Annotated in this window: 24 protein-coding genes and 5 pseudogenes; 15 read left to right on the forward strand and 14 right to left on the reverse strand. The window is 70.2% G+C overall.

Annotated features, from left to right (window positions below; genetic code table 11):
* Positions 1-419 precede the first annotated feature (419 nt).
* From ACFYR3_RS43445 to ACFYR3_RS43455, 3 genes are read right to left on the reverse strand one after another with little or no spacing between them, the layout of a single operon-like run.
* Positions 420-1,196 (reverse strand): ABC transporter permease, encoded by a 777-nt coding sequence (locus ACFYR3_RS43445; RefSeq protein WP_355856797.1) that lies wholly within the window; start codon positions 1,194-1,196, stop codon positions 420-422.
* A complete protein-coding gene (locus ACFYR3_RS43450) occupies positions 1,193-2,170 on the reverse strand; it encodes an ATP-binding cassette domain-containing protein (RefSeq protein ID WP_355856794.1) in 978 nt (325 codons plus the stop codon). Before ACFYR3_RS43450 ends, ACFYR3_RS43445 begins: the two co-directional genes overlap by 4 nt.
* 15 nt (positions 2,171-2,185) lie before the next feature.
* Positions 2,186-2,854, reverse strand: a complete 669-nt coding sequence (locus tag ACFYR3_RS43455) for a DUF4097 family beta strand repeat-containing protein (RefSeq protein WP_355856791.1) — start codon at positions 2,852-2,854, stop codon at positions 2,186-2,188.
* A gap of 376 nt (positions 2,855-3,230) precedes the next feature.
* Here ACFYR3_RS43455 and ACFYR3_RS43460 point away from each other — a divergent pair, with 376 nt between their 5' ends.
* The 4 genes and pseudogenes from ACFYR3_RS43460 to ACFYR3_RS43475 all read left to right on the forward strand — a co-directional run.
* Positions 3,231-3,416: a hypothetical protein gene (locus ACFYR3_RS43460; protein WP_355856788.1), complete on the forward strand. Its 186-nt coding sequence runs from the start codon at positions 3,231-3,233 to the stop codon at positions 3,414-3,416.
* A gap of 462 nt (positions 3,417-3,878) precedes the next feature.
* Positions 3,879-4,337: a hypothetical protein gene (locus ACFYR3_RS43465; RefSeq protein WP_389287858.1), complete on the forward strand. Its 459-nt coding sequence runs from the start codon at positions 3,879-3,881 to the stop codon at positions 4,335-4,337.
* Positions 4,338-4,716: 379 nt separating this feature from the next.
* On the forward strand, positions 4,717-5,355 hold the full coding sequence (locus tag ACFYR3_RS43470; RefSeq protein WP_389287860.1) for an NUDIX hydrolase: 639 nt from the start codon (positions 4,717-4,719) through the stop codon (positions 5,353-5,355).
* A 55-nt stretch (positions 5,356-5,410) separates the two neighbouring features.
* Positions 5,411-5,659 (forward strand): annotated as a pseudogene (locus ACFYR3_RS43475) (VOC family protein); the annotation flags it as partial.
* 9 nt (positions 5,660-5,668) lie between these two features.
* Here ACFYR3_RS43475 and ACFYR3_RS43480 read toward each other — a convergent pair.
* Positions 5,669-6,215 (reverse strand): annotated as a pseudogene (locus ACFYR3_RS43480) (IS5 family transposase); the annotation flags it as partial.
* A 383-nt stretch (positions 6,216-6,598) separates the two neighbouring features.
* A pseudogene (locus ACFYR3_RS43485) lies at positions 6,599-6,877 on the reverse strand (alpha/beta fold hydrolase); the annotation flags it as partial.
* Between the two features lie 203 nt (positions 6,878-7,080).
* Here ACFYR3_RS43485 and ACFYR3_RS43490 point away from each other — a divergent pair.
* From ACFYR3_RS43490 to ACFYR3_RS43500, 3 genes and pseudogenes are all read left to right on the forward strand, one after another.
* Positions 7,081-7,668 (forward strand): ALF repeat-containing protein, encoded by a 588-nt coding sequence (locus ACFYR3_RS43490; RefSeq protein WP_356785189.1) that lies wholly within the window; start codon positions 7,081-7,083, stop codon positions 7,666-7,668.
* Positions 7,669-7,895: 227 nt separating this feature from the next.
* On the forward strand, positions 7,896-8,672 hold the full coding sequence (locus tag ACFYR3_RS43495; RefSeq protein WP_389287862.1) for a hypothetical protein: 777 nt from the start codon (positions 7,896-7,898) through the stop codon (positions 8,670-8,672).
* Positions 8,673-8,837: 165 nt separating this feature from the next.
* Positions 8,838-8,975 (forward strand): annotated as a pseudogene (locus tag ACFYR3_RS43500) (VOC family protein); the annotation flags it as partial.
* A gap of 191 nt (positions 8,976-9,166) precedes the next feature.
* On the opposite strand, the gene ACFYR3_RS43505 reads toward ACFYR3_RS43500, so the two are convergent.
* The 3 genes from ACFYR3_RS43505 to ACFYR3_RS43515 form a co-directional block, all read right to left on the reverse strand.
* Positions 9,167-9,745 (reverse strand): hypothetical protein, encoded by a 579-nt coding sequence (locus ACFYR3_RS43505; protein ID WP_389287864.1) that lies wholly within the window; start codon positions 9,743-9,745, stop codon positions 9,167-9,169.
* 357 nt (positions 9,746-10,102) lie between these two features.
* Positions 10,103-10,924: an alpha/beta fold hydrolase gene (locus ACFYR3_RS43510; RefSeq protein WP_389287866.1), complete on the reverse strand. Its 822-nt coding sequence runs from the start codon at positions 10,922-10,924 to the stop codon at positions 10,103-10,105.
* A gap of 176 nt (positions 10,925-11,100) precedes the next feature.
* Complete coding sequence (locus tag ACFYR3_RS43515) at positions 11,101-11,766, reverse strand: DUF4097 family beta strand repeat-containing protein (RefSeq protein ID WP_355856767.1); 666 nt, start codon at positions 11,764-11,766, stop codon at positions 11,101-11,103.
* 238 nt (positions 11,767-12,004) lie between these two features.
* Here ACFYR3_RS43515 and ACFYR3_RS43520 point away from each other — a divergent pair, with 238 nt between their 5' ends.
* Together ACFYR3_RS43520 and ACFYR3_RS43525 are read left to right on the forward strand one after the other, a co-directional pair.
* Positions 12,005-12,772, forward strand: coding sequence for a helix-turn-helix domain-containing protein (locus tag ACFYR3_RS43520; protein WP_389287868.1), 768 nt, complete (start codon positions 12,005-12,007; stop codon positions 12,770-12,772).
* Between the two features lie 226 nt (positions 12,773-12,998).
* Positions 12,999-13,661 carry a chloramphenicol phosphotransferase CPT family protein gene (locus tag ACFYR3_RS43525; protein WP_389287870.1) on the forward strand — a complete coding sequence of 221 codons (663 nt, stop codon included), beginning with the start codon at positions 12,999-13,001 and terminating at the stop codon, positions 13,659-13,661.
* 145 nt (positions 13,662-13,806) lie between these two features.
* Here the strand turns inward: ACFYR3_RS43525 and ACFYR3_RS43530 are convergent, their stop codons facing one another.
* Positions 13,807-14,679, reverse strand: coding sequence for a sigma factor (locus tag ACFYR3_RS43530; RefSeq protein WP_389287890.1), 873 nt, complete (start codon positions 14,677-14,679; stop codon positions 13,807-13,809).
* A gap of 524 nt (positions 14,680-15,203) precedes the next feature.
* Between ACFYR3_RS43530 and ACFYR3_RS43535 the strand changes: the two genes are divergently transcribed.
* A complete protein-coding gene (locus ACFYR3_RS43535) occupies positions 15,204-15,590 on the forward strand; it encodes a hypothetical protein (RefSeq protein WP_389287872.1) in 387 nt (128 codons plus the stop codon).
* 285 nt (positions 15,591-15,875) lie between these two features.
* Here the strand turns inward: ACFYR3_RS43535 and ACFYR3_RS43540 are convergent, their stop codons facing one another.
* On the reverse strand, positions 15,876-16,400 hold the full coding sequence (locus tag ACFYR3_RS43540) for a GNAT family N-acetyltransferase (protein WP_389287874.1): 525 nt from the start codon (positions 16,398-16,400) through the stop codon (positions 15,876-15,878).
* 737 nt (positions 16,401-17,137) lie between these two features.
* Between ACFYR3_RS43540 and ACFYR3_RS43545 the strand changes: the two are divergent.
* Positions 17,138-17,914 (forward strand): annotated as a pseudogene (locus ACFYR3_RS43545) (Tn3 family transposase); the annotation flags it as partial.
* 73 nt (positions 17,915-17,987) lie between these two features.
* On the opposite strand, the gene chrA reads toward ACFYR3_RS43545, so the two are convergent.
* The gene (gene chrA, locus ACFYR3_RS43550) at positions 17,988-19,469 is read right to left on the reverse strand and encodes a chromate efflux transporter (protein WP_389287876.1); all 1,482 of its coding nucleotides are present in this window, start codon (positions 19,467-19,469) and stop codon (positions 17,988-17,990) included.
* Positions 19,470-19,617: 148 nt separating this feature from the next.
* Between chrA and ACFYR3_RS43555 the strand changes: the two genes are divergently transcribed.
* The 3 genes from ACFYR3_RS43555 to ACFYR3_RS43565 all read left to right on the forward strand — a co-directional run bounded on the left by ACFYR3_RS43555 (position 19,618) and on the right by ACFYR3_RS43565 (position 21,712).
* The gene (locus tag ACFYR3_RS43555; RefSeq protein ID WP_389287878.1) at positions 19,618-20,103 is read left to right on the forward strand and encodes a Chromate resistance protein ChrB; all 486 of its coding nucleotides are present in this window, start codon (positions 19,618-19,620) and stop codon (positions 20,101-20,103) included.
* Positions 20,100-20,534 (forward strand): chromate resistance protein ChrB domain-containing protein, encoded by a 435-nt coding sequence (locus tag ACFYR3_RS43560; RefSeq protein ID WP_389287880.1) that lies wholly within the window; start codon positions 20,100-20,102, stop codon positions 20,532-20,534. The genes ACFYR3_RS43555 and ACFYR3_RS43560 overlap by 4 nt, the downstream gene beginning before the upstream one ends.
* A 167-nt stretch (positions 20,535-20,701) precedes the next feature.
* Positions 20,702-21,712 (forward strand): recombinase family protein, encoded by a 1,011-nt coding sequence (locus tag ACFYR3_RS43565; RefSeq protein WP_389287882.1) that lies wholly within the window; start codon positions 20,702-20,704, stop codon positions 21,710-21,712.
* A gap of 165 nt (positions 21,713-21,877) precedes the next feature.
* Here ACFYR3_RS43565 and ACFYR3_RS43570 read toward each other — a convergent pair whose 3' ends face one another.
* Both ACFYR3_RS43570 and ACFYR3_RS43575 read right to left on the reverse strand, forming a co-directional pair.
* On the reverse strand, positions 21,878-22,693 hold the full coding sequence (locus ACFYR3_RS43570; protein WP_389287884.1) for a DUF2785 domain-containing protein: 816 nt from the start codon (positions 22,691-22,693) through the stop codon (positions 21,878-21,880).
* A gap of 198 nt (positions 22,694-22,891) precedes the next feature.
* The gene (locus ACFYR3_RS43575; protein WP_355856741.1) at positions 22,892-23,818 is read right to left on the reverse strand and encodes a phytanoyl-CoA dioxygenase family protein; all 927 of its coding nucleotides are present in this window, start codon (positions 23,816-23,818) and stop codon (positions 22,892-22,894) included.
* Between the two features lie 1,081 nt (positions 23,819-24,899).
* On the opposite strand from ACFYR3_RS43575, the gene ACFYR3_RS43580 reads away from it, so the two are divergent.
* Complete coding sequence (locus ACFYR3_RS43580) at positions 24,900-25,448, forward strand: hypothetical protein (protein ID WP_389287886.1); 549 nt, start codon at positions 24,900-24,902, stop codon at positions 25,446-25,448.
* 9 nt (positions 25,449-25,457) lie between these two features.
* On the opposite strand, the gene ACFYR3_RS43585 is transcribed toward ACFYR3_RS43580, so the two are convergent.
* Positions 25,458-26,177 (reverse strand): IS3 family transposase (locus ACFYR3_RS43585; protein WP_389287888.1); only part of this gene is annotated, 720 nt, incomplete at its 5' end.

Here is a 26,177-nt window from a genome sequence, read left to right on the forward strand (position 1 = left end):
CTTCGGCCGCAGAGCACCCAGGCCCGCCGTCACCACCACCTGCCGCAGGCCGGCCCCGGCACCACACCTTCCGCAACGCCGGATCGCCCTGACGGCGATCCGGCTTTCCCGCTCCCGCACGCGGGAGCGGGCATTCACCCCGGCCCTGAAGGACCGGGCACCCTGCCCGAAAACAAGGTGGGTTTCGGAGCGGCGCGGGGGCAAAGGGATTTGGTTCTGCCGAACCAGACGACCGCACGACCGCACAGCATGGCCCGTGTCCTCGCCGGAGGTGCAGACGGCAAGCGGTGCAGACGGCAGGTGGTGGAGACGGCAGGTGGTGGAGAAGGCCGGCAGGGCGGCGTACTCCGACGGGGGTGTCGGGGTGCGCCGCCCTGGGGTGGGACGGGTTTGCGGGTGGGGCCGCGTTGTCATGTCGGCTATGCGGGGTCGCGGTCGAACTGCGCCTTCGACCAGCGGTGGCCGAGGACGCTCAGGCCCAGGCACCAGGCGAGGGCGATCCACCAGTTGTTGCCGATCCCGGTGCCCAGGAGGAGTCCGCGCAGGGTTTCGATGGCGGGGGTGAAGGGCTGGTACTCGGCGATCGGCTGGAACCAGCCGGGCATGGAGTGCAGGGGGACGAAGGCGCTGGAGATGAGGGGCAGGAGGATCAGCGGCATGGCGTTGTTGCTGGCCGCCTCGGCGTTGGGGCTGCCCATGCCCATGCCGACCGCGATCCAGGTGAACGCCAGGGCGAAGAGCGCGAGCAGTCCGAGTGCCGCCAGCCATTCCACGACCGTGGCGTCCGTGGAGCGGAAGCCCATGGCGACGCCGACGGCGCCGACGAGGACGACACTGATGATGGCCTGCAGCACGCTGCCGACGACGTGTCCGAACAGGACGGAGCCGCGGTGGATGGCCATGGTGCGGAAGCGGGCGATGATGCCCTCGTTCATGTCGGTGGCGACGGACACGGCGGTGCCGACGACGGTGGAGCCGATCGTCATCAGCAGGATGCCGGGGACGATGTAGGCGATGTAGGCGGAGCGGCCCGCGCCGCCGCTCATGGTGTTGCCGAAGATGTAGACGAACAGCAGCAGGAGCATCACGGGGGTGAGCAGCAGGTTCAGGGTGAGCGAGGGGTAGCGGCGGGCGTGCAGGAGGTTGCGGCGCAGCATCGTGGACGAGTCGCGTACGGCGAGGGAGAAGGAGCTCATCGCAGGGCCTCCTTGGGCTGGCTGGGCTGGCTGGGCTGGCTCGGTACGGTGTTGCCGGTCAGGGCGAAGAAGACGTCGTCGAGGTCGGGGGTGTGCACGGTGAGTTCGTCGGCCTCGATGCCGGCGGCGTCCAGCCGGTCGAGGATGGCGCGCAGTTCGCGCTGGCTGCCGTCGCTGGGGAGTTGCAGGGCGAGGGCCTCGTCGTCGCGGGATGCCTCGTTCAGCGAGGTGGCGGCCAACTGGTAGGCGGCCGGGTCGGTGAAGCGCAGGCGGATGTGTCCGCCGGGGATGAGCCGCTTCAGCTCCTCGGCGGTGCCTTCTGCGGCGATCTTGCCGTTGTTGAGGACGGCGATGCGGTCGGCGAGTTCGTCGGCCTCCTCCAGGTACTGGGTGGTGAGGAAGACCGTGGTGCCGCCGGTGACGAGTTCGCGGATGATCTGCCACATGTTGTGGCGGGAGCGGGGGTCGAGGCCGGTGGTGGGTTCGTCGAGGAAGATGATCCGCGGGCTGCCGACGAGGGTCATGGCGATGTCCAGGCGGCGCTTCATGCCGCCGGAGTAGGTGGAGGCGGGCTTCTTGGCGGCCTCGGTGAGGTCGAAGCGTTCCAGGAGTTCGGCGGTGACGCGCTGTCCCTCGGGCTTGGTGAGGTGGTGCAGGTCGGCCATGAGGAGCATGTTCTCCTCGCCGGTGATCAGGCCGTCGACGGCGGAGAACTGGCCGGTGACGCCGATCGCGGCGCGTGCGGCCTGCGCTTCGGTGGCCAGGTCGTGGCCGCCGACGTGGATCTGGCCGGAGCCGGGGTCCGGGGAGATGAGGGTGGAGAGGATCTTGACGGCGGTGGTCTTGCCGGCGCCGTTCGGGCCGAGCAGGGAGAAGACCGTTCCCGCGGGGACGGTCAGGTCGATGCCGTCGAGGACGACCTTGTCGCCGTAGGACTTGCGCAGCCCGTGCGCCGCGATGGCCGAGTCGGTCATGGGGGGATGCTCCTTTTAGAGGCTGCGGGCGGTGATGTCGCCGTGGGCGGTGGTCGCGTGGATGGTCAGGCCGGGGGCGGGGTCGGTGTTCTTGAGCGTGTTGCTGATCCGGCCGTAGGTGGTGCCGGCGTCCAGGGCGGCGGAGACTCCGTGGGCGGCGCCGACGGTGATGTCGCCCATCTGGGTGTTCAGCGTGAGCGTGCCGCGCGCGGCCTCGGTGATGTGGATGCCGCCCCTTTGGGTGCTGATCTCGGCGGGGCCGTCCAGGCGGCCGACGGTGATGTCGGCGTCGAGGCCGGTCAGGCGGGCGCTGTCGGCCTCGTCGAGCTTGACCGAGCGGTGGGCGCCGTCGAAGGCGACGTCGCCGAGGCGTCCCACGCCGCGGAGTTCGGCGGCGGCCGCCTTCGCCTCGACGCGGGAGCCGGCGGGCAGTTGGACGGTCACCTCGACGGAGCCGGACGGGCCGAGGATCCGGTTTCTGGCCTCCGGGGCCTCGATGCGCAGGACGCCGTCACCGTAGGCGACCCGGATCTGTTCGGCCGCCTTCACGTCGCGGCTCCTGGAGGGGTTGGCGGGCAGGATCTCGACGGTGGTGTCGGTGCGGTCGGCGGCGATGAACCGGATGCGCCCGGCGGGGATGTCGAGGACGGCCGAGACGGGGGCGGGGGTGTCGAACTTCTGCATCGTGCTCTCCTTCTCCGGCATTGCGCGCCCTGTCGGCCCGCTGTTTCCGATGACAGAAACGCTACGTTGCATTCACAGATCCGGCAACAGAGTTGTTGCGTCAAAACGCCATCACCGCAGGTAGTTGCCTAAAATTTGTTGCAATGGCTCCACACTTAACGCAACACACCCCCACAGGGTTCGTTGCAATGGATTGAGAGTGAACGCTATAGCCGGTGGAGGCGTCACAGACCGCCGGCGCGGACCGTTCCCGCCGGGCGGCGCACTCGCCCGGCAGGAACGCCGGCAGATCGCACCGTGACCGGCCGAAGCATCCCCTGCACCGACACCGCCGAACGCCCGGCCCACCCGGGCCTCGACCATCACGCGGGAAGCCATGCGCAACAGCGGCCCCACCGCCTGCCGGGCCGAGACGGCCCACCGAACGCCGCACCCGGTCGACGACGACGCCAACTCCCCACAGCACCGCCCGAACCACGTTCGGATCGCCCGCAACAGCCCCGTACGCGCCCGCGCGCCACAGCCCCGTCCGGAGCTGCGGCGCGCGGGCTCCGGTGAGTAACACGGCCTGGACGAGCGCATGATGTGTGGCCGCAGGTGAGCTCGACACACACGTGGACGTGCGTGACACCACGTACCCGCCGAGGTCCCAGCGGTCCAGGACCGCGGCCGGAGACTTCAACTCGGAGGCATGAGGCATCCCATGGCCCGGACTCGGCTCCGCGTCGCGATGGCGACGCAGCCGCGAGGCCCCTGCCCGTCCTGCATGTGAAGCGGGAGCGCAGCCAGACCGGACAGACGCACGGCCATCAGCAGGCCGACGCAACTGCGTGACCGGTCGCTCTCGTACGCGGCCGTCGCCCGCGCCAGGCGGCCGCAGGGCCCGGTCCGGAACGGGCCGGTACCGGTTGTCATGCGCATTATATGATCACAGGGACCGGGGGGTTGCGCTGCACCAGTTGGCGGCCCCGACCTCGGGGCCCCTCTGACCAAGGCGCCCTTCATCATGGGAGATTCTCACAAAGTGCGGACCTTCAAGCGATTCCTGGGCACAGCTGTCGCCGTAGCCGGCCTGACGGGTGGCGCAGTCATTTCGGGGGCCGGAAATGCTTCCGCCGACCCGAACTTCACGTTCAGCGTGGACAGGAACGGCAAGAACTACAGCATCGAGGTCTACAACAACCACGTGCGCGCGGGCTTCGCGGACTGGAACGCCGACCCCGACAACTCGGTCAGCCCGCCCATCCCGGGGGACGCCCTCGAAGTCCGCGACATCCTGAGCGACGGCTGGGGCATCGAAGCCGAAGCGGCGGCGCAGTCCAACGCGGCCGGGTACCGCAAGGCGACCACACGAGGCCACTCCGCGTACTACAACTCCGGCTGGAAGACCGGCAACATCGCGGAGGGGACCCCGATCGTCGTCAATGTCTGCGCCGTGAAGGGCGACAAGGAGCAGTGCGGTTCCGCATACGGTCTGGCCTAGCCGGTCCTCCTTCCTGAGTGCTCGACGGGCTGCCGTCCCCGCGCGCCCTCCGGCGAGCGCCTGCGGCGTCCCGTGAGCGTCTGCGCCGTGTTTGACGGCCTGCAGCACGATGGGACCTGACGAGGGGGTCCGGCCGGTTCACGGTCGGGCCCCTCGCTGCTCTGCCGGGCAGCGCCGGGATCGCCGCGGCCGACCCACGCCCCGGGATGCCACTGTCGTGGGCGACGCCGTCCGTGCCTCATGGGAGGCTTGCCCGATCCTGGACGATCAGCTGTCGCCGGTCTGCAATTCGGTGCCGTTGTCGCGCAGTTCCCCGGGCGCCCCGGGTGGTTGGTGCCCGTCGGGCACGGTTGTCAGTGCCGCTTGCCAGGATGTACGGATGCCTTCGACCGGCCACCTCCTCACCGCCTCTGACGATCAGCCGCGTGCCCGGCTTCTGGGGCTGGTCGGCGCCATCGAACCGTGGGACGACCTGGAGCGCGCCCATCTGGGGACCGCCGCGCGGTGGATCGCCGGCGGGGCCCCGCTCCACCGGGTGCGCAAGCCGGATGTTCCGGCGATGCATCTGGTGAGCTACTTCGTCGTCCTCGACGAGAGGCGCGGGCAGTTGCTGCTCGTCGCGCACCGCAAGGCGGGCCTGTGGCTGCCGGCCGGGGGCCATGTCGAGCCGGGTGAGGACCCGTGGGCCGCGGTGGGCCGCGAATGCCGTGAGGAGCTGGGCATCGAGGCCGTGGCATCACCGATCACCGGCGAGCGTCCCCTCTTCCTGACCGTCACCCGAACCCGGGGCCGGCACGCGCACACCGACGTCTCGCTCTGGTACCTCCTCGACGCCGACGCCCGCACCATCACCTCCTACGACCCAGGCGAGTTCAGCGCGATCCGGTGGCTGACCGGCCAACAGGTACTCGAGGAGCCGGAGGAGCTCCTCGACCCCCACATGCACCGCTTCACCCGCAAGCTGCGGCACGCCCGGACCGTGGGACAGGATGCATGGCCGGTGCCCGCTCAACCGTAGGCAGCCGTCTCCAGGCCGTTCATCGATGAAGTCCACCGGTCGGCCCGGAGGTGCCATGCCCCTGCAGATGAAGCTGAGCGCGATAACACTCGACTGCCCTGATCCGCTGGCTCCGGCGGCGTTCCATCAGCAGGCCACCGGCCTCGAACCCCACCCGAAGCCGGACGCCGACTTCGCGGGCCTCAACCGTGAGGACGGACTCTTCATCGGCTTCCAACGGGTCGACGGCTACCGGGCTCCGAGCCGGCCCGGCCAAACCGTTCCCCAGCAGCTTCACTTCTGCTTCGAGGCCGAGGAGGACCTACTGATCGTTTCAGAATGAAGTTCGGAGTCGTCTCAAGCAGATGATGCTGCAGGCGAGTTGGAGCAGGCTGAGGTGGATGTCGGCGCGTATCTCGTAGCGGATCCGGCCGCTTGAACTGGTGGAGCCAGGTGAAGGTCCGCTCGACGACCCAGCGGGTGCGGCCCAGGCCAGAGCCGTGGGCTGTGCCTTTGCGGGCGATCTTCGGTGTGACGCCGCGGGTCCGCAGGAGGCGGCGGTACTCGTCGTAGTCATAGCCGCGGTCGGCGAACAGTCGGCCCGGCCGGTGCCTCGGATGCCCGCGGAGCCCGCGGAGCCCGCGGATGTGGGGTATCGCGTCCAGCAACGGCATCAACTGAGTGACGTCGTGCCGGTTTCCGCTGGTCAGCGAGACGGCGAGGGGAGTGCCGTGGCGGTCGCTGATCAGGTGGTGCTTGCTGCCCGGGCGCGCGCGGTCGACCGGCGAAGGTCCGGTGTGAGCCCCCCTTGAGGTCCGGACGTGGGAGCCGTCGATGGCCGCGTCGTCCATGTCCAGCAGGCCCGCGGCCCGCAGTGGGGCGGCGGGGGACGGGACGGACAGGGCGCCGGCGCCGAGCGTGATGGCGAGGACGGTGGGGACGGCCGCCGAGACATGGGTCGTGCGTGCGGAGATCAAAGACCCCTCCCAGGTTGCATGAACACGAGGTGGTGCGGCGCCGCTTCCTGAGACCGGCGCTCTCACCGGAAGGTTGTACGGGTGACGGGCAGCGCAGCGCGTGTACGCCGACAACGACCGCAGCGATCTATCGGCCGCTGACCGTCGGTCAACTCACCACTGGGCACCGGAGGGCACCCGTCTACATCCCACCCACCGGCGGTGCAGGTCACGCGCTGGTGCGTGACCCAAGACCGCAGCCAGTCCGTAGGCGAGGGAGGGATCTCCCTCTCCCGGGGCACGGTTGCAGCGACGACGTCGGCGACATGGGCGGCCCGGGAGACATCCTGCGGATGACGCTCGCTCGCGCCGTGCCCGCGCTGATCGACCGCGACGACCCGATACCGGGCAATCAGCCGCGGGGCCACCACCTCCCACTCACCCGCATGACCGGCCAAGCCGTGCAGCAGCACGACCGGCTCCCCCGGCCCGCCCCGGTCCCGGCAGACAAGCCGAACCCCGTCGCGCACCACCACACGCTCGGACCACGCCACGACCGCCCCCAGGAATCGTCTCGCCCCGATCATGCCCCGACAGCCACGAGCCGCGCTCAAGGCCGCCCTTCTCGAAGGCGCGCCGCCATGAAACACCGGCCACGTCCGCGGCGACGGTGCCCTGCGACCGCAGCGGGGTAACTGCCGCTGTCAGACCCAGGTGGCAGCATCACCGAGGTGAACGCCCTGAGGCGTCCTCAACTCACCTCCGTAGCCCACGAAGAGGAGCATTCCCCTTGCGACTGCATCGCGTAGCGCCCGGCATTGCCGCGGGCATCCTCGCCCCGGCCCTCCTGCTCGCCACCCCGTCCTTCGCCGCCACGGCGGCACCGACCGAGGTGACGGTGCCCGCGGTGTTCTCGTCCGCGGACGAGCCGGACGCCGACGACCTGAGGGTGGCCATAGTCCGGATCCTCGCCGACCCGGACAGCGGCCGGCGTGTGACACGAGAAGCCAACGCCCTCCTGGACGCCAACGACCCCGAGGCGATGCGCGCCTGGTTGGAGACCGGCTACCGGATCGCCCAGGCCGAGGACGACCGCGTCGCCATCACGCGCCTGCTCGCCGACCCCGACAGCGGCCGGCGCGTCATCGCCGAGGTCAACGCCCTCCTGGACGCCAACGACTCCGACGCGATGCGCGCCTGGCTGGAGACCGGCTACCGCATCGCCCAGGCCGAGGACGACCGCGTCGCCATCGCCCGCATCCTCGCCGACCCGTCCATCAGCCCGGCCCTGCGCGCGGCAGCCAACGCCGCCCTCGACGACAACACACCCGAAGCACTGCGCCACTTCCTGGAAGTCGGCAGGTACCAGGTCGCCTGACCGGCACGGCGCCGCACCACAGCGCGTCGCCCGGGTGGCACCCCCTGCCGCACGCCCGGTCGCCGGAACGCCGAGAATCCGGGCGGGGCCGCCTGCACCTCTGTGTGCTGGCGGCCCCGCCCGGCAGGCCCTGTGCTGGCTCGGCGCCCTCCGCAGAGCTCTGTGGTCTCGCCGCCCGGTGCGGCATGGGCCACTGACACCTCCGACAGCAGAAAGCACATTCTTCGATGACCACACAACTCCTACGCACCGAGCGCAGCGGTCCGCAGACCGCTTCCGTCGTGACCGACCTGCCGTTCAAGCCTCAGCTCGTCAAAGCGGTGTTCAGGGACGTGACCTCGTTGCACGTCTCCCGGCCGGCCGCGTGGGCCGCCGCGTCGGTGACGCGGACCGTACTGACGGAGATCATCGACGGCGCGAGAAGCGCGGCGGCCGAGGAGGCCAGGACGAGGCTGATTCCCAAGGACCTCATCTCGGCGATCGACCGGAATGTCGAGGTGGAGGTGGGATCGGCGTGGTACCTGCACAGCCCGACCTTCCACGGCCTGATGGGCGAGGTGCGCAACGCCGATGGTGCGCTCGTGTCTCTTCGTGAGCGCCGCGGGGCGCGTACACCGAGTGGTGTGGCTGGCGCCCACCGGTTCGAGGCCGGGGTGAGAAGGCTGCTGGGGAGCCGGGGGGTGAGGGCCGTCCCGGCGATGGTCCGCGACCTGGACGGAATCGCGAGCGTGTTCCTGACGGCCCTGGCCCGGGACGCGGCCAAGGTCGTCCGCGAGGGCGGGGTCAAGCGGTTCGGGACGGTCAGTCTGGTGGTGCCGGGCGAGCCAGCCCCGGCCCCGCTGCTCAAGGACCCCCTCCTCGCCCTGTCCACCCGCCGCGGGGACGGGCGGACTGTTGGCGGGGACGACGTTCTGGCCGCCGTCACGATGCAGCTGTTCGGCGATCTCAGACAACGCGCCATCACCGAGGCAGCCGAGATGACACGGAACACGTCGGCCAACTGACCGGGCCCGCTCCTGCGCTCTGCCCACTGCGCACGGTTCCCACGTGTGCGCGGCTCCCGGAATCTGCCGCCCGCATTCGGCTCCGGTCGGCTCGCGAGAACGGGCTCGTCGCATGGGCGCGGACCGCCGGCCGCAGGCACCCCACAGGGAAGACCTCCCTTATCAGAGGAGGCCGAGTCCCGGCTGCTGGAACTGGGCGCGGGCAAGCCGGAGCACCAGCCTCATGAGCCCAAGGCGCGGATTCTCACCGACCCCGCCGGGCATCCCTTCTGCATCTTCCACCGCGCCGGCGACAGCGGGTAGGCGCGGGCGCAGAGCAAGCCGCGAACGGGCCTTGCGGCGGACGTGCTGTGGGCGCACGAGCGGACCGGGTGGGGTGACGCGGCAGAGGCGGGCCATGGCCGTTGGCCCCGGGCCGCCCACTCCGAGGCCGTCGAGTGGCCGGCCCGGAGGACCGGTGCCCTTTGCGCCCGATGGCCCGTGCGGCGAAGCGGTCAGGCGGCGCGGCAGAGCGCCGCCGGGCCGGCCGGTGCCATCGCGCGGGCCGGTGCCATCGCGCGGGCCGGTGCCATCGCGCGGGCCGGTGCCGTCGCGCGGGGCGTGGTCGCGGGTACAGGACGGACCGTGCGGACGGTGGCCGCGTCCTGCGCGTGGCTGCGGGCGAAGACGACGAGGCGCAGCGCAGCGAACCGTGCGACACCGGCGAGTGCGGAGGCGGACAGGTAGACGGCCTGCTCGAGCACCGCACCGGGTGCCGCCACCAGTTGCTGCAGGACAAGCATCGCCACACAGGTCACCGCATACGTGGCCGCCGCGGACCCGGCCGACTGCGCGTGCTGGCGCCAGGTGGCGCGCCCGCCCGCGCCGAAGGTGAAGCGGGCGTGCAGTTCGGTGGCGAGGAGCGTGGAGGCCACGGTGATCAGGGCGTTGGCCAGGCCCCAGGAAATCCAGGAGGCGAGGGCCGCCACGGCGAAGCTGGAGGCGAGCCCCACTCCGCCGCCGCAGAGTACGAAGCGGGCGAAGGCGGTGCAGGCGCCGGGTGCCGCCCGCTGCCGGCTCTGTGCTGTTTCCATGACCCCACCCCTTTGACTGCCCGCTTCGCGAAACGCGCACCTCTCGGCCCCGCAAGGCCTCTCGGCTCGCGAAGCCTCCGACCGTTGTTTCTTGCAATGGAAACGCTACGTTGCATTCATGGATTCGGCAACGGAATTATTGTGCATGTTCGCCATCACTGCAGGCAGTTGACGGGAAATCGTTGCAATGCTTTGGCTTCTAATGCAACAGCCCTCACTCTGTTCATTGCATTGGATTGAGGGTGAACGCTACGCCGGAGACATCGCTCGCCCTACGAGCGCATCAGCGGCGCAGCACCCCGCGCCCAACGGCAGTCGCTCCGGCCCGGCTGCACGGGCGACGCCGTCGGCCGTTCTTCAGTGCTTCCCGCGGTCGTGGTCGGCGACCTCGCGTACGGCCTCGGCGACGGCCGCGAGGTCCTTCTTGAGGATCGCGTCGTGGTTGCTGGCGACCTTGGCGCTGATGCGGATGTTCGGGTTGCGGGCGGTCACCGCGTCGAGGCCGGCGCGGATCCTCTCCTGCTCGTCGCCCTTGCTCCCGAGGGACGCCCCCGAGGCGACCACGTACCGTGCCGGGACGGTGATGCCGTCCAGCACAGGGCCCAGTTCGCGCTCGCGGGCGAGCCTGCCGAGCTCGATGTTGGTGTTCGCCATCTGTTCGGCGTTCATCCGCGGGGTCAGACCCGTCGGGCGCAGCAGCGGCAGGAACCGGCCCGTCCGCCGGAACAGTTTCCGGATCCGCTGCTCCACGGCCTCGTCCAGCCAGTCGTACGGCTGCGCGCCCTCGACCAGGACCGCGCCCAGGGCGCGTTCGGGGTTGCGGGCGGCCCAGTGTGCCGCGACGAACGCCCCGTAGGACCAGCCCACCACCAGGGCCCGGTCCACGCCCCTGGCGGCGAGGACGGCGTCGACGTCCCGGACGGCCGCCTCGAAGGAGTAGTCCGCCGAGCGCTTCGATTTGCCGCGGGCCCGCTCGTCGTAGGTGATGTGCCGCCATCCCGGACCGAGTCCGGCGATGACGCGCCGCCAGTACCCCTGGGTGGCGAACTGGCCGTTGAGGTAGACCACGGGGATGCCGGGGCCGCCGGTGTCGGTGACGGCCAGGGCCGTGTCGCCGACGGGCACCATGCCGGTCCACGTCGAAGCCGAGCCGGCCGAGGGGGTGTTGTTCTTCCTCATGTGTTCCCACCTGTTCGCACTGGGTGTCCTGGACGGCTTCTCCGGGTCCTGCTCTGCTCGTGGATCGCGGGTCCCCCGGGACGGACGGCCGTGCCCCTTGGCGGCGGCCGGCAGGTTCCCGGTCGCCGCCAAGGGCCCGGCCGGCCCGGCCGGACAGTCCTGGCTCCTGCTTGCCTTCAGAGGCTGCGGGCGGTGATGTCGCCGCGGGAGGTGGTGGCGCGGATGTCGAGTCCGGCGGTGCCGTCGTTCCTGAGGGCGTTGCTGACGCGGCCGTGGCCGGTGCCGGCGTCCAGGGAGGCCGAGACGCCGGGGGCGGCGGCGACGGTGATGTCGCCGGACCGGGTGCGGAGCACGACCGTGCCGCGCGCGGCCTCGGTGATGCGGATGTCGCCCCGTGCGGTGCTGATCTCCGCGGGGCCGCCCAGCCGGCCGACCTCGACGTCGCCGTCGGTCGCGGTGAGGCGGACGCTCGCGGCCTCGTCGATCTTGATCTGGCGGTACGCGCCGTCGAAGGCGACGTCGCCGAGGCGTCCGACGCCGCGGAGCTCGGCGCCGGCGGCCCTGGCCTCGACGCGGGAGCCGGCGGGCAGCTGGACGGTGATCTCCAGGGATCCGGAGGAGCCGAAGAGCTGGTTGCCGGGGGCCGGGGCCGTGATCCGCAGGACGCCGTCGGCGTAGGTGACGGCGGTCTGCTCGGCGGTCCTGGTGTCGCGGCTCCTGGAGGGGTCGGCGGGCAGGACCTCGACGGTGGTGTCGGCGCGGTCCGCGGCGATGAACTGGATGCGTCCGGCGGGGATGTCCAGGACGGCGGAGATCGGGGCGGGGGTGTCGAACTTCTGCATCGTGTTCTCCAGCGCTCACTCGTTGTTTCTGACATTGGAAACGCTACGTTGCTTTCCACAGTCAGGCAACGTAGTCGTTGCGCAGAATCTGCATCCATGCAGGTAGAAGCCTGTAAATTGTTGCAACGGTCTTGGGAGTAACGCAACAACCACCACTCCGATCATTGCAATGAATGAGGAGTGAACGCTATAGTGGGGGGATCAGGGACCGCCGCGAGGGATCACCGAGGAGACCGCGATGCCGGGAGGCAGACTCACCCAGCAGGAACGCCAGCAGATCGCGCTGGGACTGGCCGACAGCCTCCCCTACGCCGAGATCGCCCGAAGCCTCGACCGCCCGACCTCGACGATCACGCGCGAGGTGATGCGCAACGGCGGCCCCACCGCCTACCGCGCCGACCTGGCCCACCGCGCCACCGAACGCCGCGCCCACCGGCGCAAGGCCGCCCCCTCCCGGGGGCCGGAATCGGCCCCCCAGCCGCACGGACGCGACGCCGAGGCCGTGGCCGAGTACGAGGAGACGTTCACCACCGTCCTCATGGCCTCGGGCCTGCCCAAAATGACGGCCCGGGTGCTGACCTGCCTGTTCACCGCCGACGCAGGCAGCCTCACCGCGTCCCAGCTCGCCCAGCGCCTCCAGGTCAGCCCGGCGTCCATCTCCAAGGCCATCACGTTCCTGGAGAGCCAGAGCCTCGTCCGCCGGGAACGCGACGAGGGCCGCCGCGACCGCTACGTCGTCGACGACGAACTCTTCTACCAGGCGACGATCGCCAGCGCCCGGGCCAACGACGAACTCGTCAAGACCGCACGACAGGGCGTCGCCGTCCTCGGCCGTGACACCCCCGCCGCCACCCGCCTGGAGAACATCGCCCGCTTCCTCGACTTCATCAGCGAGAGCATCACCCGCGCCGCCGAACAGGCCCGCGAAGTCCTGCACACCAGACCCGGACCGGCCTCGGACGACACCGCCCAGCCAGGCCCGGACCACGGACAGCCGGCCGTCTGAGTCGCCGAAGCCCCCGCCCGGCCAGTGACCGCGGGCGCTCCCGCGCACCCCTCACCGCCCGCCGCCGGACGCGGGCGGACGCGGACGGGCCGGGTCACCCCGGCGGCCGCCTCGGCCGAGGAAGGAACACAGCGCCGGACGTTCTCCGGCTTCTCGCGCCCTGCGATGATCAAGGAGGCAGCACACCCAATTCGCGGCCTCCGCCACGGAACGGAAGGGACGACACATGGCACCCGAGGCGGCTGCGGAAACCGCGGACCCGGCTCACGCACGTATCCCCGACACCGCGTCCGGGGGCACGGTCATCCTGCTCAACGGCACGTCCAGCTCCGGCAAGACCAGCATCGCCCGGGCACTGCTCGACCTCCTCGACGGAACGTGGTTCCACATGCCGGTCGACGCCTTCCACGCCATGCGCGGCGGGCGCGATGGGCGCGAGATGTCCGACGAGGACCTCCAGGCGGAGATCGACCGCACGGTCAAGGGATTCCACCGCGCCGTCGCCGGCATGGCCGCAGGGGGCAACAACCTCGTCGTCGACCACCCGCTCAGCCGCCGCTGGCGACTGCTGGACCTCCTCGACCTGCTCGTACCCCAAGACACCGTCCTGGTCGGGGTCCGCTGCCCACTGCCCGAACTGGAGCGCCGCGAACTCGACCGCGGCGACCGACAACCGGGACTGGCCGCCCTGCAGTACGGCCAGGTGCACTCCCACGGGCTGCACGACCTGGACGTCGACACCAGCCTGCGCTCCCCGGCCCAATGCGCCCACCACATCCGTGACTTCCTGACGGACCGGCCACGCCCCACCGCCTTCGACACGCTCCGGCGGACACTGCAGCAGGACGGTCCGGCCCCCGGCGGCGCCAGAACCCCCCGAGGCCGGTAACCGGGCCCTTCGGGGGCGCCGAACACCCCCTGCCGGATCGTGCTCCATCCCCCGTCCATCCTGGACCCTCGGTCCCGGCCGCCGTCGGGTCCCGGGCCGGCCTGCGGCCGCCCGGAACACCCACGACGCCAGAACAGCAGCCGCCTCACCTGACGAATTCGGCCGGTTCGTCCAGCCGCGTCAGCTTCCGCGGGTTTCTCACCAGGCAGACCCGGGTGACCTGCCCGTTCTCCACCACCAGGCTCAGCGCCGCGGCCAGTTCGCCGTCGATCTCGATCCGGCCCGCAGGCGCACCGTCGAGCCACACGGCCGTCGCCTCGATCGCGGCCGCTCCCGCCCGGCTCGTGCGCGCGAGCACCCTCGCCACCAGATCGACCCCGTGGACCGGACCCAGAGCGGCGCCCGCGAGCCCGCCGCCATCGGCGATCAGCACCACGTCCGGCGCCACGACCTCCACCAGCTCCTGCAACCGCCCGGTCCGCAACGCAAGAAGGAACCGCTCCACCACGGCCTGCCGCTCCGACCGGCTCACCCGCACCCGCGGCCGCCGAGCCGCCACATGCCCGCGTGCCCGCCGCGCGATCCGCCGCACCGCGGCCGCCGACCTCCCCACGGCTCCGGCGATCTCGCCGTACAGCACCTCGAAGACCTCACGGAGCACGAACACCGCCCGACCCGCCGGCCCGAGCGCTTCCAGCACGGCCAGCATCGCCACCGAGACGCACTCCGCGAGTCCGACGTCCTCGGCAACATCAGGGCCGGTCAGCAGCAGTTCCGGCAACCACTCGCCAACGCATGCCTCGCGGCCGCGCGACAACGACCGCAGGCGGATGAGCGCTAGCCGTGTGACGACCCCGACGAGATACACCCACGGGTCACACACCAGCGAGAACTCGACGCCGGCCCACCGCAGCCAGGACTCCTGCACCACATCCTCCGCGCCGGCCACCGAACCGAACACCTCGCAAGCGACCCTGAACAGCAGGCTGCGATGAGCCACAAACGGGTTCCCGGACATACCGCCGACGCCACGCCGGACCAAGGACACACAGCCAAGGCAATCCCGCAGACCTCGGAGAAACCCTGCGACTCGATCCCGTCCGCCCTGTCGTCCCCGCTCGCCATAGTTGGTGAAGACGATGAACGCACTGAGCTCGACCATCACCGCCGCGCCGAGCCGATCGAGCAGACGCGCATACAACCCGCCGGTAACGGATGGCGACGTGCCCCGTCATGACCTCGGCATACTCCAGCACCTCCCCCTCCAGCAGGGCGAACACCTCCAACTCCCGCCAACAGGCCACCCGACCCACCCTGACCAGATCCAGATCCAGATCCAGATCCAGATCCAGGTCCAGGTCCAGGTTTCTGGTTCTGGTTCTGGTTCTGGTTCTGGTTCTGCACCTGGAAATAGCCGATGCCGAGGCACCAACCGCAGCGAATGGGCCAAGCCGGGCCTGCGGGTGCAGGTTCCGTTGCGCACCAGCGAGGAGGCCCTGCATTCCGAGAACGACACCCGTCTACCACATACGCCGCGGCGACGTGTGGAAGATCCACTCGACCGACCCCCACTCCGCGCGCAGCACCGCCCAGACGGCCCGGCTGTCCCTCTGTCTCGACTTCGCGAACGCCGATGAGCCCCTGGCGATCCGCAATGACATTCCCGCGACCGAGCCGATCCACGTCCCCGAACAGCCCGAGGTGAGCGCGGCGGAGCTCGAGGAACTCATCGACTCCGGGCGGAAGTTCACCCCGGAGACGATGCGGGCCGACTTCCGTCGCTTCGCCGCGGTCCACTTCGAGCGGCGCGCGCATGCCACCGCGGCGTTCGACTGGTACCTGGAGGACGAGGACCTGGTCGCCAAGGCCCAGGCCTTCCGCACGTACTGCATCGAGAAGCGGGGCGACGGCGAGGGGTTCGACTGGTGAAGCACGGCGGGACACCCCGGCCCGGTACGGCACAACGGCCGCACCTGCGGGCCGAGTCCGACGGCCGGCGGGTAAAATTCGACCACGAGCGGCCGGAGTTCGACCGTGCGGGCCGTCAACTCCTGCGGACGCTCCGCGCATTCGCTTCGGGAGCGGCGTACGGTCCGGGCCGGGGGGCTTTCGCCCGCGCCGTCGCGGCCGGGGGCCTCACCGGTCCGCCGGACCCCGCTCACCGGACGGTGACCTCCTGCCGCCCTTCGGTCCTCGCCACGCAACGGGCGATTGCTACCCGCCGTGGACCGGCACCGCCTTTTCGAGGAGCGTGAACGACTTGGGCGCACCTCCTGGCTGCGGTTTTCCTGCCTTGTGGCCGACGGCCTTGTATCCGGCGTCCAGGTAGTACGCGGTCAGACGCGCGTTGCCGGCCAGGCAGTCCAGGCGCACCCGTGCCCGCCCCGTCGCGGCCACGCGGCGCTCCGCGGCCTGCAGCAGCAGTCGCCCGGTACCCGGCGGGACGCTGCCGTGATCCACCATCAGGCGGTGGACGTAACCGGCCACGGGCGGCTGTGCTCCCCAGGCGTCCTCGTCCTCCCACCACAGCTCCCAGGCCCCGGCGACAAGACCGGCGGCCTCCGCGAGCCAGACCTCTCCGCTCGTCATGACGCGCCGGAAGTGGTCCTCGTCCAACTCGCCCGGCTGCCACTGGCCCTTGATGCCCTGAGCGAGCATCCAACCGGCGGCGTCGTCACGCAGGCGGACGACGCAGGGGAGGTCGGCGTGGGTGGCGAGCCGGAAGCGTATGTCGTTCACACCGTGATCTTCACACGGAGGCGAACCGTCTCGGCTGTGCGGCCGCGCTTACTCCTGGGAGTCGGCGCCGGCCGCCTTCCGGTGCGCTCGCCCGATCGCGGAGCCCGGCCACACGGCCCGGCTGAGGTCCCCATCGTCGCCGGCTCGGGCCATCGCGCGGTGAACACCCGCTCCTGGATGCCGTCGACGGCCCAGCCGCACAGCCGGCTGTACGCGCCTCGCCCGGCCGGGGTGCCGTGCCTCTCCAGCAGGTCGATCCGGACGGAACCGCCTGATGGGCAGGGGTCCGCGACTCGGAACCTCCTACACAACCTGATACAACCCTCAGCCCGCCGAACGTGTCTCGTAGGCACGGGCAACGCACCTGGGGCTCGTCGGCGCGTCCCCGGTGCCCACCGCGCCGGGGCGGAGCGCGAAAGGAACGACATGATCAGACGGATCCGGCTCGGTCGGGTGTCTGCGGTGACGGCTGCCGTGCTGGGCGGGACACTGCTCCTGGCCCTGCTGGTGACGGACGGGTCCGGGGACATCCCGTGGGACCTCGAGGTGACAGGCGCCGCACTCAAGGGCAGTAAGGGCGAGACAGTCACGGCCGACCTGGCCCTGGACTTCCACGGTGCCGACGTCCAGGCCCAACTGGACGCCGAGAACAGCGTCCCGTTCGCCCGTGCCGAAGTACAGTTCCCCCAGGGGGTGACCGTGCTGAGCACTCCGGAGCTCTGCGATCTCGGCAACAGCAGATGGTCGCCACCGACAACGCCTCCTACCCCGACATGGTCTTCGGCATCTTCAAGATGCTCGGCTACTGCTTCTCCCCACGCTTCAAGGACCTCGAAGACCAGCGGTTCTGGAAGGCCCAGATGCCCGGCGCCGAGACGACGGGCGGGTACGGGCCGCTGGAGGCGCTGGCCGGCAACAAGGTCAACGTGAAGAAGATCCTCACCGCCTGGCCCGACATGCTGCGGGTGGCCGGCTCCCTGGTCACCAACCAGGTCCGCGCCTACGACCTGCTGCGGATGTTCGGCCGCGAGGGCCACCCCACCCCGCTGGGGCGAGCGTTCGCCGAATACGGGCTCATCGCCAAGACCCTGCACCTACTCGCCGTCGTCGACCCTGTCGACGACACCTACCGGCGCCAGATGCACAAACAGCTCACCGTCCAGGAGTCCCGCCACAAGCTGGCCCGCGACCTCTGCCATGGCAAGAAGGACACCATCCACCAGGCGTACCGCGACGGGATGGAAGATCAGCTCGGATCGCTCGGCCTGGTCCTGAATGCCGTGGTCCTGTGGACGACCCGGTACATCGACGCTGCCGTCGCCCAGCTCCGCGCCGAGGGCCACGAGATCCGGGACGAGGACATCGCGCGGCTGTCCCCGCTCAAGCACAAGAATTTGAACGTGTTGGGCCGCTACAGCTTCACCGCCTCCACCCCGGCCGGCGGTGGGCTGCGGCCACTGCGAGACCCGGATGCGGCGGGCCTCGACGATGACGACGACAGCGGCGGGGACTGAGAGCCTTCGGGTGCGCATCGGTCCCGGCGTCCATCACGGTCACCGGGACCGACATGTCCATCTCCTCGACGGCTCAGATGCCGGGGAGCCCGGTCAGGGCCGCGCCCAGGCCCAGGGCGGCGCAGATACCGAGGGTCCGCAGGACGCTCCAGCGGAGCTTGAAGATCAGCAGCGCCGCGATCACGGTGATCGCGAGGGCCGCGGGGCGCAGTGTGGTCAGGTCGGGCAGGGCGATGTGCAGCGGTCCGAAGTTCTTCTCGTCCACGTCCGTGAAGAGGGCGTGTTCGGCGAAGAAGAGAGCGAGGTTGGCAATGACGCCGACGACGGCGGCGGTGATGCCCGTCAGGGCGGCGGAGATCCGGCGGTTGCCGCGCAGGCGCTCGATGTAGGGGGCGCCGAGGAAGATGAACAGGAAACACGGCACGAAGGTCACCCAGGTCGTCAGCAGGGCGCCGAGCAGGGCCGCAACCCACGGGTCGAGGCCGCCGGGGTCGCGGTAGGCGCCAAGAAACGCGACGAACTGGACCACCATGATCAGGGGGCCGGGAGTGGTCTCGGCCAGGGCAAGGCCGCTGACCATCTCCTTGGCACTGAGCCAGCCGTACGTCTGCACGGCCTGCTGCGCGACGAAGGCCAGAACCGCGTAGGCGCCGCCGAAAGTGACCATCGCGGTGCCGGAGAAGAACACACCCTGGGTGGTGAACACGCTCCCGGCGCCGGTCAGCAGAGCGACGGCGGCCACCGGAACGGCCCACAGCAGCAAACCGGCTCCCAGGATGCGCCAGGTGCGGCGGCGGCTGGGCTGCTCGTGGTGGAGGGCGTCGTCCGGGATGAGCGGCGGCGGCCCGTCACCGGCTCCGTGACCGGCCGGGGGCGCCAGGGCGTCGGGCTTGTAGCGGCCGATGAGCCAGCCTGCGAGGGCGGCCGCGGCGATGACGGCGGGGAACGGCACCGAGAACAGCGCCAGGGCTGCGAAGGAAACGGCGGCGAGGGCCATCAGGAGCGGGTGGGTCAGGGAACGTTGGGCGACCCGGGAGACGGCCTGGACGACGATGGCGACGACCGCGGGTGCAAGGCCGGCGAAGACGCCGACGAGGGCCGCGGTCGAGCCGAAGGCGACGTAGAGCGCCGACAGGGCGAGCAGGGCCAGGACGCCGGGCACGACGAACAGGGTGCCGGCGATCAGGCCGCCGCGGGTGCCGTTGAGGAGCCACCCGGTGTAGATGGCGAGCTGCTGGGCCTCCGGGCCCGGCAGGAGCATGCAGTAGCTCAGGGCATGGTTGAACCGCTGCTGGCCGATCCAGCGTTTGTCCTCCACCAGGGCCCGCTGCATCACCGCGATCTGCCCCGCCGGGCCACCGAAGGTCTGCCAGGAGATCTCGAACCAAGCCCGGGCCGCCTGCCGCAGCGGAATGACATCGCCACCGCCAGATGCGTGATCGGCTTTGCCCGGGGGGCTCGGGGGCTGATCGGTGACGGTCACTGCGCTCTCCTTCGTCCTGATGAAGCCGTACGAGACGGCGGTGGTCCGGACGGCCAGGGCATACGCAACCACGTACCTCCACCCCGCCCACTGCTGTGTAACCATGGTTACATCACACGTTGGGTCGCTGGAAGGGCAGGTCTTGAGGGATGCACTTGAACAACTCGCTGCAGCCTCGAACTGCGGCTGCGGCTGCGGCAGACCGGCCGGAAGGCAGCGAGTGAACGGGCCCGAGCGGCAGTGGGTGCTGCTCTCCTATCGCCTGCCGCGCGAGCCCTCCACCCCGCGGATCACCGTCTGGCGCAAGCTCAAGCGCCTCGGAGTCGGACAGATCAGCGACGGCCTGGTCGCGCTGCCCGCAGGCGCCCGCACCCAGGAGCAGTTGGAGTGGATCGCCGAGGAGGTCACCGACTTCGGCGGCACCGCCACCGTGTGGATCGCCCACCCGGCCGCCGCAGGCCATGAACAGCAGCTCGTGCAGGACATGACCCAGGCCCGGGCCGCCGAGTACCAGCAGATCCTCGCCCAGGCCGAAGACGCACGCGACACGGACGACGCCGAACGGCGGCGCGTACTGGCCAAGCTGCGCGCCGAACTGCGGCGCATCCAGCGCCGCGACTACTTCCCTCCGCCCGACCGCCATGGCGCCGAGAGGGCCGTCGAAGCCCTGCATCCCGCCAACACCACGGAAGAGAGCACCTCATGAAGTGGGCCACCCGCGCCGGCATCCACATCGACCGCGCCGCCTGCGCCTGGCTGATCGGCCGCTTCATCGACCCCGAGGCCGAGTTCGTCTTCGTCACCGACCCCGCCCAGGTGCCTGCCGACGCCACCCCCTTCGACATGCGCGGCGCCGAACTCGGCCACCACCACGGCGACTGCAGCTTCGAGACGATCCTGCGCGTCCACCGCCTCACCGACGACCCCGCCCTTGTGCGGATCGCCCAGATCGTCCACGAGGCCGACATCGACGACGAACGCTTCCACGCCCCCGAAGCTCCCGGCCTCGACGTCGCCCTTCGGGGCCTGTCCATGACCGGCGACGACGTCCACACCATGGCCGTTGCCAACCCCGTCTTCGAGGGCCTGTACGAGTACTACCGGCGTGCGGCCGCCCTGGGCCATGAACCCGCATGACACCCTGGCCAGCCCGCCGGGTGCGACAAGGGTCACGCCTCTCACAAATGACCATCTGTGAGAGTTCTGCGACACGCCCGAAGGTGATCACGTCTCCGCAGGTCGCCGTTCGCAAAAGTCCACTCGAAACCCGCATGTTGTGCGAGGCACTTCTGAGGACTCCCGGCATGGATCTCACGCCCGATCAGGCAGCACTTGCGGTAGAGCGGCACGACTGCCCGAACTGTGACGCGCCCGCCGGCAGCGCCTGCCGCACCCGAGGCGGGAAGACCGCCGCGAAGTACCACACCCGCCGCTTCGTCCTCGTCCCCGCACTTCGCGAGGAACTGGAGATCCCCGTCCCCGCGGACCGCCACCTCGGCCGCGCATGGAAGCAGGGCCCGGCGCTTGCCGTCGTGCCGGCGCCGCGCACCGAGCGTCCGGTCCGCATCGGGTACGCCCGCACTTCGTCCGCTCGCCAGGAGCTGGCGAGCCAGCTCGAAGCCCTCCACCGGGCGGAGTGCCACAAGGTCTTCAAGGAGCAGATCAGCACCCGCGTGAAGGTCCGGCCCGAGCTGGAGAGGGTGCTCGCGCTGGCCCACCAGTTCAAGGAGGCCGCGCCCGAGACGCCCGTCATCCTCACGGTGCACGAGCTCAAGCGTCTGGCCAGGAACGCCGCCGAGCTGATGACGCTGTCCGCCGACCTCCAGGCCGGCGGCATCCAGCTCGAACTCCTCACCGGCCCGCTCACCGGCATCTACGACCCCAACGGCATGGGCGCCATGTTCTTCGCCGTCCTCGCCGTCGCCGGGCAGATCGAGCGCAACTACATCCGGGAAAAGACCCTCGAAGGCCAAGTCACCGCCGCGGCCAAGGGCAACCACGGCGGACGGCCGAAGGTCATCGACGACGACATGCTCACCTTCGCCGTCGCGCTGAAGGACAGGGGCGTCCCCGTCCCGGAGATCGCGAAGAAGCTCACCATCAAGGTCGGGAAGAACGCGGGCAAGTCCCCCTCGGTCGCCTCGCTCTACCGGGCGCTCGCCGAGGCCGAGGCCGCCGTGGCGGACGACGACCTGCCGCCCGAGTCGAAGCCCGTCCGCATCCGCCGGCCCGAGGGCTCACTCACCACCGAAGAGATCGACCTCCGCGAACGGCTTCAGGTCCAGCCCCATCCGAACGCCGATATCCGCAGCTGACGACCACGACCAAGCGCTTAGCGCCAACGGCTGTACCGCTGGTCCCCACGGCCGATGTGGGGCTGCGTTCGGGGACAAGGCAGGGCGGGGAGGGGCTGCCCACTGCCCGTGCGGCGGCAGCACGCCCCGGGGGCATCGGCGGTCGGAACGGACTTGCGGTGCCTGTCACGCGAGCCAGTGATACGGCAGTTGGAGGACGGCGGCCACGTTCGCGGCGACGGCGCCGGCGTGGGCGGGAACGCCTTCCTCGGCGAGGCCGCGGGTCAGATGAAGGTGCAGCGACTGCAGGGTCGCGAAGGTGTTGAACGCCCACGGCGGTACCGGGCCGGGACCGCCGCCCTCCAGCGCCTCGGCGACCACGCTCAGCCATCCGGTGGCCTGCTCGGCCGACAGGCCGGGCACTAGCAGGATGCGGCAGATCGCCCGGGCCAGACGGGCATCCTCCAGCTGGACATACCGGTGGTCGGCCGCGGCCGTCATCCGGCGGGCACACAGTTCCAGCAGCTCCGCGCGGCGGCCCGGCAACGCCTGCGCGAACGCCGCGGCCGCGTCAGCGCCATGGGCGACGGCGTGCAGCCAGCCCAGGGAGTCGTCCCAGCCACGGGTGTCGCGCTCGGCCGGATACCAGGCGGCGAAGGGGACGTACCACCGCTCGGCGGCGGCTCCCGGCACAGCACCGGGCGCGGCCACCGCGCGCGCCAGCACGCACCGCAGAACGAGCGGCGCGAACGTCCGCGCCTGGATCTCGGGATGCGTGAAACGGTCCGCAGCCGTGTCCCCGAGGTCCTCCAGGACCTCGTCGAGACGGCCTTCGGCTATCCAGCGCGCGGCCGCGGTATACGCCTGGTCATCGCGGACCCGGGGGCCAGGGTGGACGAACATGGCGGACAGTTCGTCGCCGAGCCGGGAGGCCGGAACGCCTTCGGGGAAGGGGAAGTCTTCAGCGGCGATCGACGACCAGGTGGAGTGATCCATGGGCATCGCGACACCCTAGCCACGGCCCCCCGGCCGGGGAAGAGCTACTGGGCCGGGGAAGAGCTGCTGGGCCCGGGAGGAGCTGCTGGTGGTCTCGGCGTGCTGCCGCCGCCTGCGGGCCTGCCTGCCGGAGTTGACGCGCCGTCGGCCGGGCCGATGGTCCGCCACGGGTGAGCGGCGCACCATCGGCGGGTGCGGCCGTGGTCAGCGCTTCGCGGTGCCTGCGCGCAGACGGTCGATCATGTGCCGGGTCGTCTCGATGGGGCTCTCGTCGGGGAGGTCCCTCGAGCGCGGCGGCAGTGCCGCGTTGAGCGTGGCGACCTTGCCGTTCCACTCGGCCTGCCCGGCGAAGGGGATCGTTTCACTGTCATCGAAGACGGGGAACGGGCGGTAGCTGTTGAGGCCGTCGGTGTCGGTTCCGCGGACCATCAGCGGGTCGAGGTAGATCCCGTCGCTGTGGATCCGGGTGGCCGTGGAGATGTAGCCGATGTCGAGGCCGCACCGTCGCTTGGCGGAGGTGTTCGCCTCCGAGTAGTGCAGCAGATGGGGGTGGTGGATCGAGACGTCGCCGGGCTGGAGTTCGATGTCCACGACGCCGCGCTTGTCCACCCACTCCTGCACCAGCGTCTCGTCGGAGGCGGAGAAGAGCATGTTGGGTTCGTCGGTGCGGACCGACGGCTTGTGCAGCGGCAGTTCGTGACTGCCGGGGATCATCCGCAGGCAGCCGTTCTCCGTGGGGCTCTCGTCGACGGCCAGCCACACCGTCAGCGCCTGCATGGGGCTCAGCGTCCAGTAGGCGCCGTCCTGGTGCCACAGCATGGGCTGTCCGTCGTAGGGGGGCTTGCAGATGTAGTGGGCGGTGAAGCATGCCAGGTCCGGGCCGAGGAAGAACGCGGCGATGTCCACCAGCCGGGGGTCGGAGACCAGACGGGCCCAGAAGGCGTCGTTGCGGATCAGCGGGTGGTGGAAGTGCTCGGGGCGCAGATCCGGATACTTGCGGGTGAGCCAGTCGACGTGGGCTGACACCTCCTCGAGGAGATCCTGCGGCACGACGTTGCGGATGATGGAGAAGCCCTGCTCGGCGTATTCCGCCGCCGCCTTCTCCAGCACGCCATCGCCAAGTGTGGTCATGCGTCAGCTCCTTCTCAGGTGTCAGGTACCGCTTGCCGCGCGGAACGAGTTCGTGGAGCCGCCACGGTGTGCCGTCTGCCGGCTCCTGTCGTTCAGCCCCGGGCATGGATGAGGTGGGGGTGGTCGAAGCGGAGTGTCGATGCGGCATCGCCCTGACAGGCAGCCGTGTTGGCCGGGCGGACGGCCCGCGACGCGGCTCTTCGCCCGGCGGGCAGCGGTTGCGGTGGCTCGTCCGTGTGTACGGCTCGACGCTCGCGTCCGGCAGCGGTCCTCGGGGCCGGGTCAATCCGGCCAGTCGCGGCAGCAAGCCCCTGGGCCTTCTCGCCGTTCCCCGGCAGTCCAACTCTGTCCGCCGGGCAGGAGGGGTGTCAACGTCCCACGGGCCGCGGGGCTCTTTGCCGAGGCGGTCGGCACGCAGTGAGCGCTCACGGGTTCCGGCGTCGTCCGGGCCGCCGGTCGCACCGCCCGGTCCGGGCATCCGTGGCTTCAGGTGGTCCGGCCGGAACTCGGCGCTCTCCGCGGCCCGTTGGGGCTCCCGGCACGAGACGTTCCCCTCGTCCCGTACCCGTGCGAAGCCGCCGATCTCGTCACCTGCCCGGCGCTCGCGGTGCGCAGGCGTTGCCGACGGCAAGGTCCTGTCCCGTTGACAGGACAGGCACGGGTTGACGGGACAGGCACGGGGCGCACCTCGGCCGGGCCTGTCGCCGATCGCCTCGACGGCTCATGGCCATCCACTCCGACCCGCGCCGAAACAACGGGACTTCAATTGCGCCCATCCCCGAAATCGCGGGGAGTTTCGTGTGCGGCCGGCCGTTGTCGGGGCCGGCGTGCATCTCAACTGCTCCGGCGGCCATGCTCTTCACGCTGGAGGGAAGAGCCAGATATTCTTGAGAACCCCCGACGAGGCAGCATTCAAGCGCCGGTACGGGCACTGTTCTTCGACGCGGCCACATCGATGCCGCACGAGTCCGATCTGCCTCTGTGCGGGCCGTGGCACCACGACAACCCTCGCGGAGCGCTGCCCTACCCAACCGACACCAGCTCAGGGCTGAGTTGTCCGGCGGATGAGGATGACGTGACTATGTCCATAAAAGCAGGGCCAATTCGGCTGAGTACCACCGACTTGCACGCGTCGGTCGACGATCCCGCGCTCACCTCCAGGACGCTGCTCAACGAGCTCGCGGGAAGGTATCCGGAAGCGGTCTCGTTCTCGGCGGGCCGTCCGTTCGAAGGCTTCTACGACGTCGAGGATCTGTCACGTCACCTCATGACGTTCACGGGTTATCTCGAAGAGGAGAAAGGACTTCCCGCAGAGCACGTGCGGCGCACCTTCTTCCAGTACGGCCGCACCAAAGGATTCATCCACGAACTCATAGCGCGCCAGCTCGAGATCGACGAGGGCTTCACGGTGGACCCGGAGAGCATCGTGGTGACCACCGGCTGCCAGGAGGCGATGGTGCTCCTGCTGCGCGCTCGTGCGGGACTCGCGCGACGTCATCCTGGCCGCGACGCCCAACTACGTCGGGTTCATCGGCGCGGCACGGGTGGCCGACGCCCCCTTGCGTTCCGTCCGGGAACACGAGGGCGGCATCGATTGAGGGGCCCTGCGCTTCTCGGACAGCGGCGTTGAGGGTTCTACCTATGCCGCTGCCTGCAACTCCTCGTACTCGGCGTGGACTTCTGCGGGAGTCTTGTAGCCGAGTCCGGAGTGGAGGCGTTTTCGATTGTAGAACATCTCGATGTAGCGGACGATCGCCCGGTGGGCGTGTGCGCGTGTCGGGAACGTAGTCCGGTGCACGAGTTCGTTTTTGAGGGCGCCGAAAAATGATTCGGCCATCGCATTGTCCCAGCAGACACCGGTGCGGCCGACCGACGCTCGCAGGCCCAACGAGCGCAGCTTGCAACGAAGTTCCCGGGACGTGTATTGGGCGCCACGATCGGAATGAAAAATGCAGTCTTCGGCGAGGTCGATGTTCCGGGCCGCCATATCGAGTGCATCCGATATGAGTGAGGTCTTCATGTGGTCGGCCATTGCCCAGCCGACCACGGCTTTGGTGTGGCAGTCGATGACGGTCGCGAGATAGAGGAAGCCGGCCCAGGTGTGAACGTAGGTGATATCGCTGACCAGTTTGCGCCCGGGAGCGTCAGCGGTGAAGTCGCGGGCCAGCAGGTCGGGGGTGGACGGCGCCGCGTCGTCGGCGATGGTGGTGGCCCGCCAGGGCCGCGGCTGGCAGGGCACCAGGCCGAGCTCGCGCATCAGCGCACGGACCAGTTCCGCTCCGGCCTGCACGTTCATCCGCTGGAGCGCGGCGTGGACACGCCGGTAGCCGTAGGTCTCGTGTGAGTCGGAGAAGACCTG

Source organism: Streptomyces sp. NPDC005784, from assembly GCF_042871525.1.
Classification (GTDB): domain Bacteria; phylum Actinomycetota; class Actinomycetes; order Streptomycetales; family Streptomycetaceae; genus Streptomyces.

Excerpts from the sequence above, each read along its gene's own strand:
- ACFYR3_RS43445 (WP_355856797.1), bottom strand. The coding sequence starts at position 1,196 with ATGAGCTCCTTCTCCCTCGCCGTACGCGACTCGTCCACGATGCTGCGC.
- ACFYR3_RS43450 (WP_355856794.1), bottom strand. The coding sequence starts at position 2,170 with ATGACCGACTCGGCCATCGCGGCGCACGGGCTGCGCAAGTCCTACGGC.
- ACFYR3_RS43455 (WP_355856791.1), bottom strand. The coding sequence starts at position 2,854 with ATGCAGAAGTTCGACACCCCCGCCCCCGTCTCGGCCGTCCTCGACATC.
- ACFYR3_RS43460 (WP_355856788.1), top strand. The coding sequence starts at position 3,231 with ATGCGCAACAGCGGCCCCACCGCCTGCCGGGCCGAGACGGCCCACCGA.
- ACFYR3_RS43470 (WP_389287860.1), top strand. The coding sequence starts at position 4,717 with ATGCCTTCGACCGGCCACCTCCTCACCGCCTCTGACGATCAGCCGCGT.
- ACFYR3_RS43495 (WP_389287862.1), top strand. The coding sequence starts at position 7,896 with ATGACCACACAACTCCTACGCACCGAGCGCAGCGGTCCGCAGACCGCT.
- ACFYR3_RS43505 (WP_389287864.1), bottom strand. The coding sequence starts at position 9,745 with ATGGAAACAGCACAGAGCCGGCAGCGGGCGGCACCCGGCGCCTGCACC.
- ACFYR3_RS43510 (WP_389287866.1), bottom strand. The coding sequence starts at position 10,924 with ATGAGGAAGAACAACACCCCCTCGGCCGGCTCGGCTTCGACGTGGACC.
- ACFYR3_RS43515 (WP_355856767.1), bottom strand. The coding sequence starts at position 11,766 with ATGCAGAAGTTCGACACCCCCGCCCCGATCTCCGCCGTCCTGGACATC.
- ACFYR3_RS43520 (WP_389287868.1), top strand. The coding sequence starts at position 12,005 with ATGCCGGGAGGCAGACTCACCCAGCAGGAACGCCAGCAGATCGCGCTG.
- ACFYR3_RS43525 (WP_389287870.1), top strand. The coding sequence starts at position 12,999 with ATGGCACCCGAGGCGGCTGCGGAAACCGCGGACCCGGCTCACGCACGT.
- ACFYR3_RS43530 (WP_389287890.1), bottom strand. The coding sequence starts at position 14,679 with ATGTCCGGGAACCCGTTTGTGGCTCATCGCAGCCTGCTGTTCAGGGTC.
- ACFYR3_RS43560 (WP_389287880.1), top strand. The coding sequence starts at position 20,100 with ATGAAGTGGGCCACCCGCGCCGGCATCCACATCGACCGCGCCGCCTGC.
- ACFYR3_RS43565 (WP_389287882.1), top strand. The coding sequence starts at position 20,702 with ATGGATCTCACGCCCGATCAGGCAGCACTTGCGGTAGAGCGGCACGAC.
- ACFYR3_RS43570 (WP_389287884.1), bottom strand. The coding sequence starts at position 22,693 with ATGCCCATGGATCACTCCACCTGGTCGTCGATCGCCGCTGAAGACTTC.
- ACFYR3_RS43575 (WP_355856741.1), bottom strand. The coding sequence starts at position 23,818 with ATGACCACACTTGGCGATGGCGTGCTGGAGAAGGCGGCGGCGGAATAC.
- ACFYR3_RS43580 (WP_389287886.1), top strand. The coding sequence starts at position 24,900 with ATGTCCATAAAAGCAGGGCCAATTCGGCTGAGTACCACCGACTTGCAC.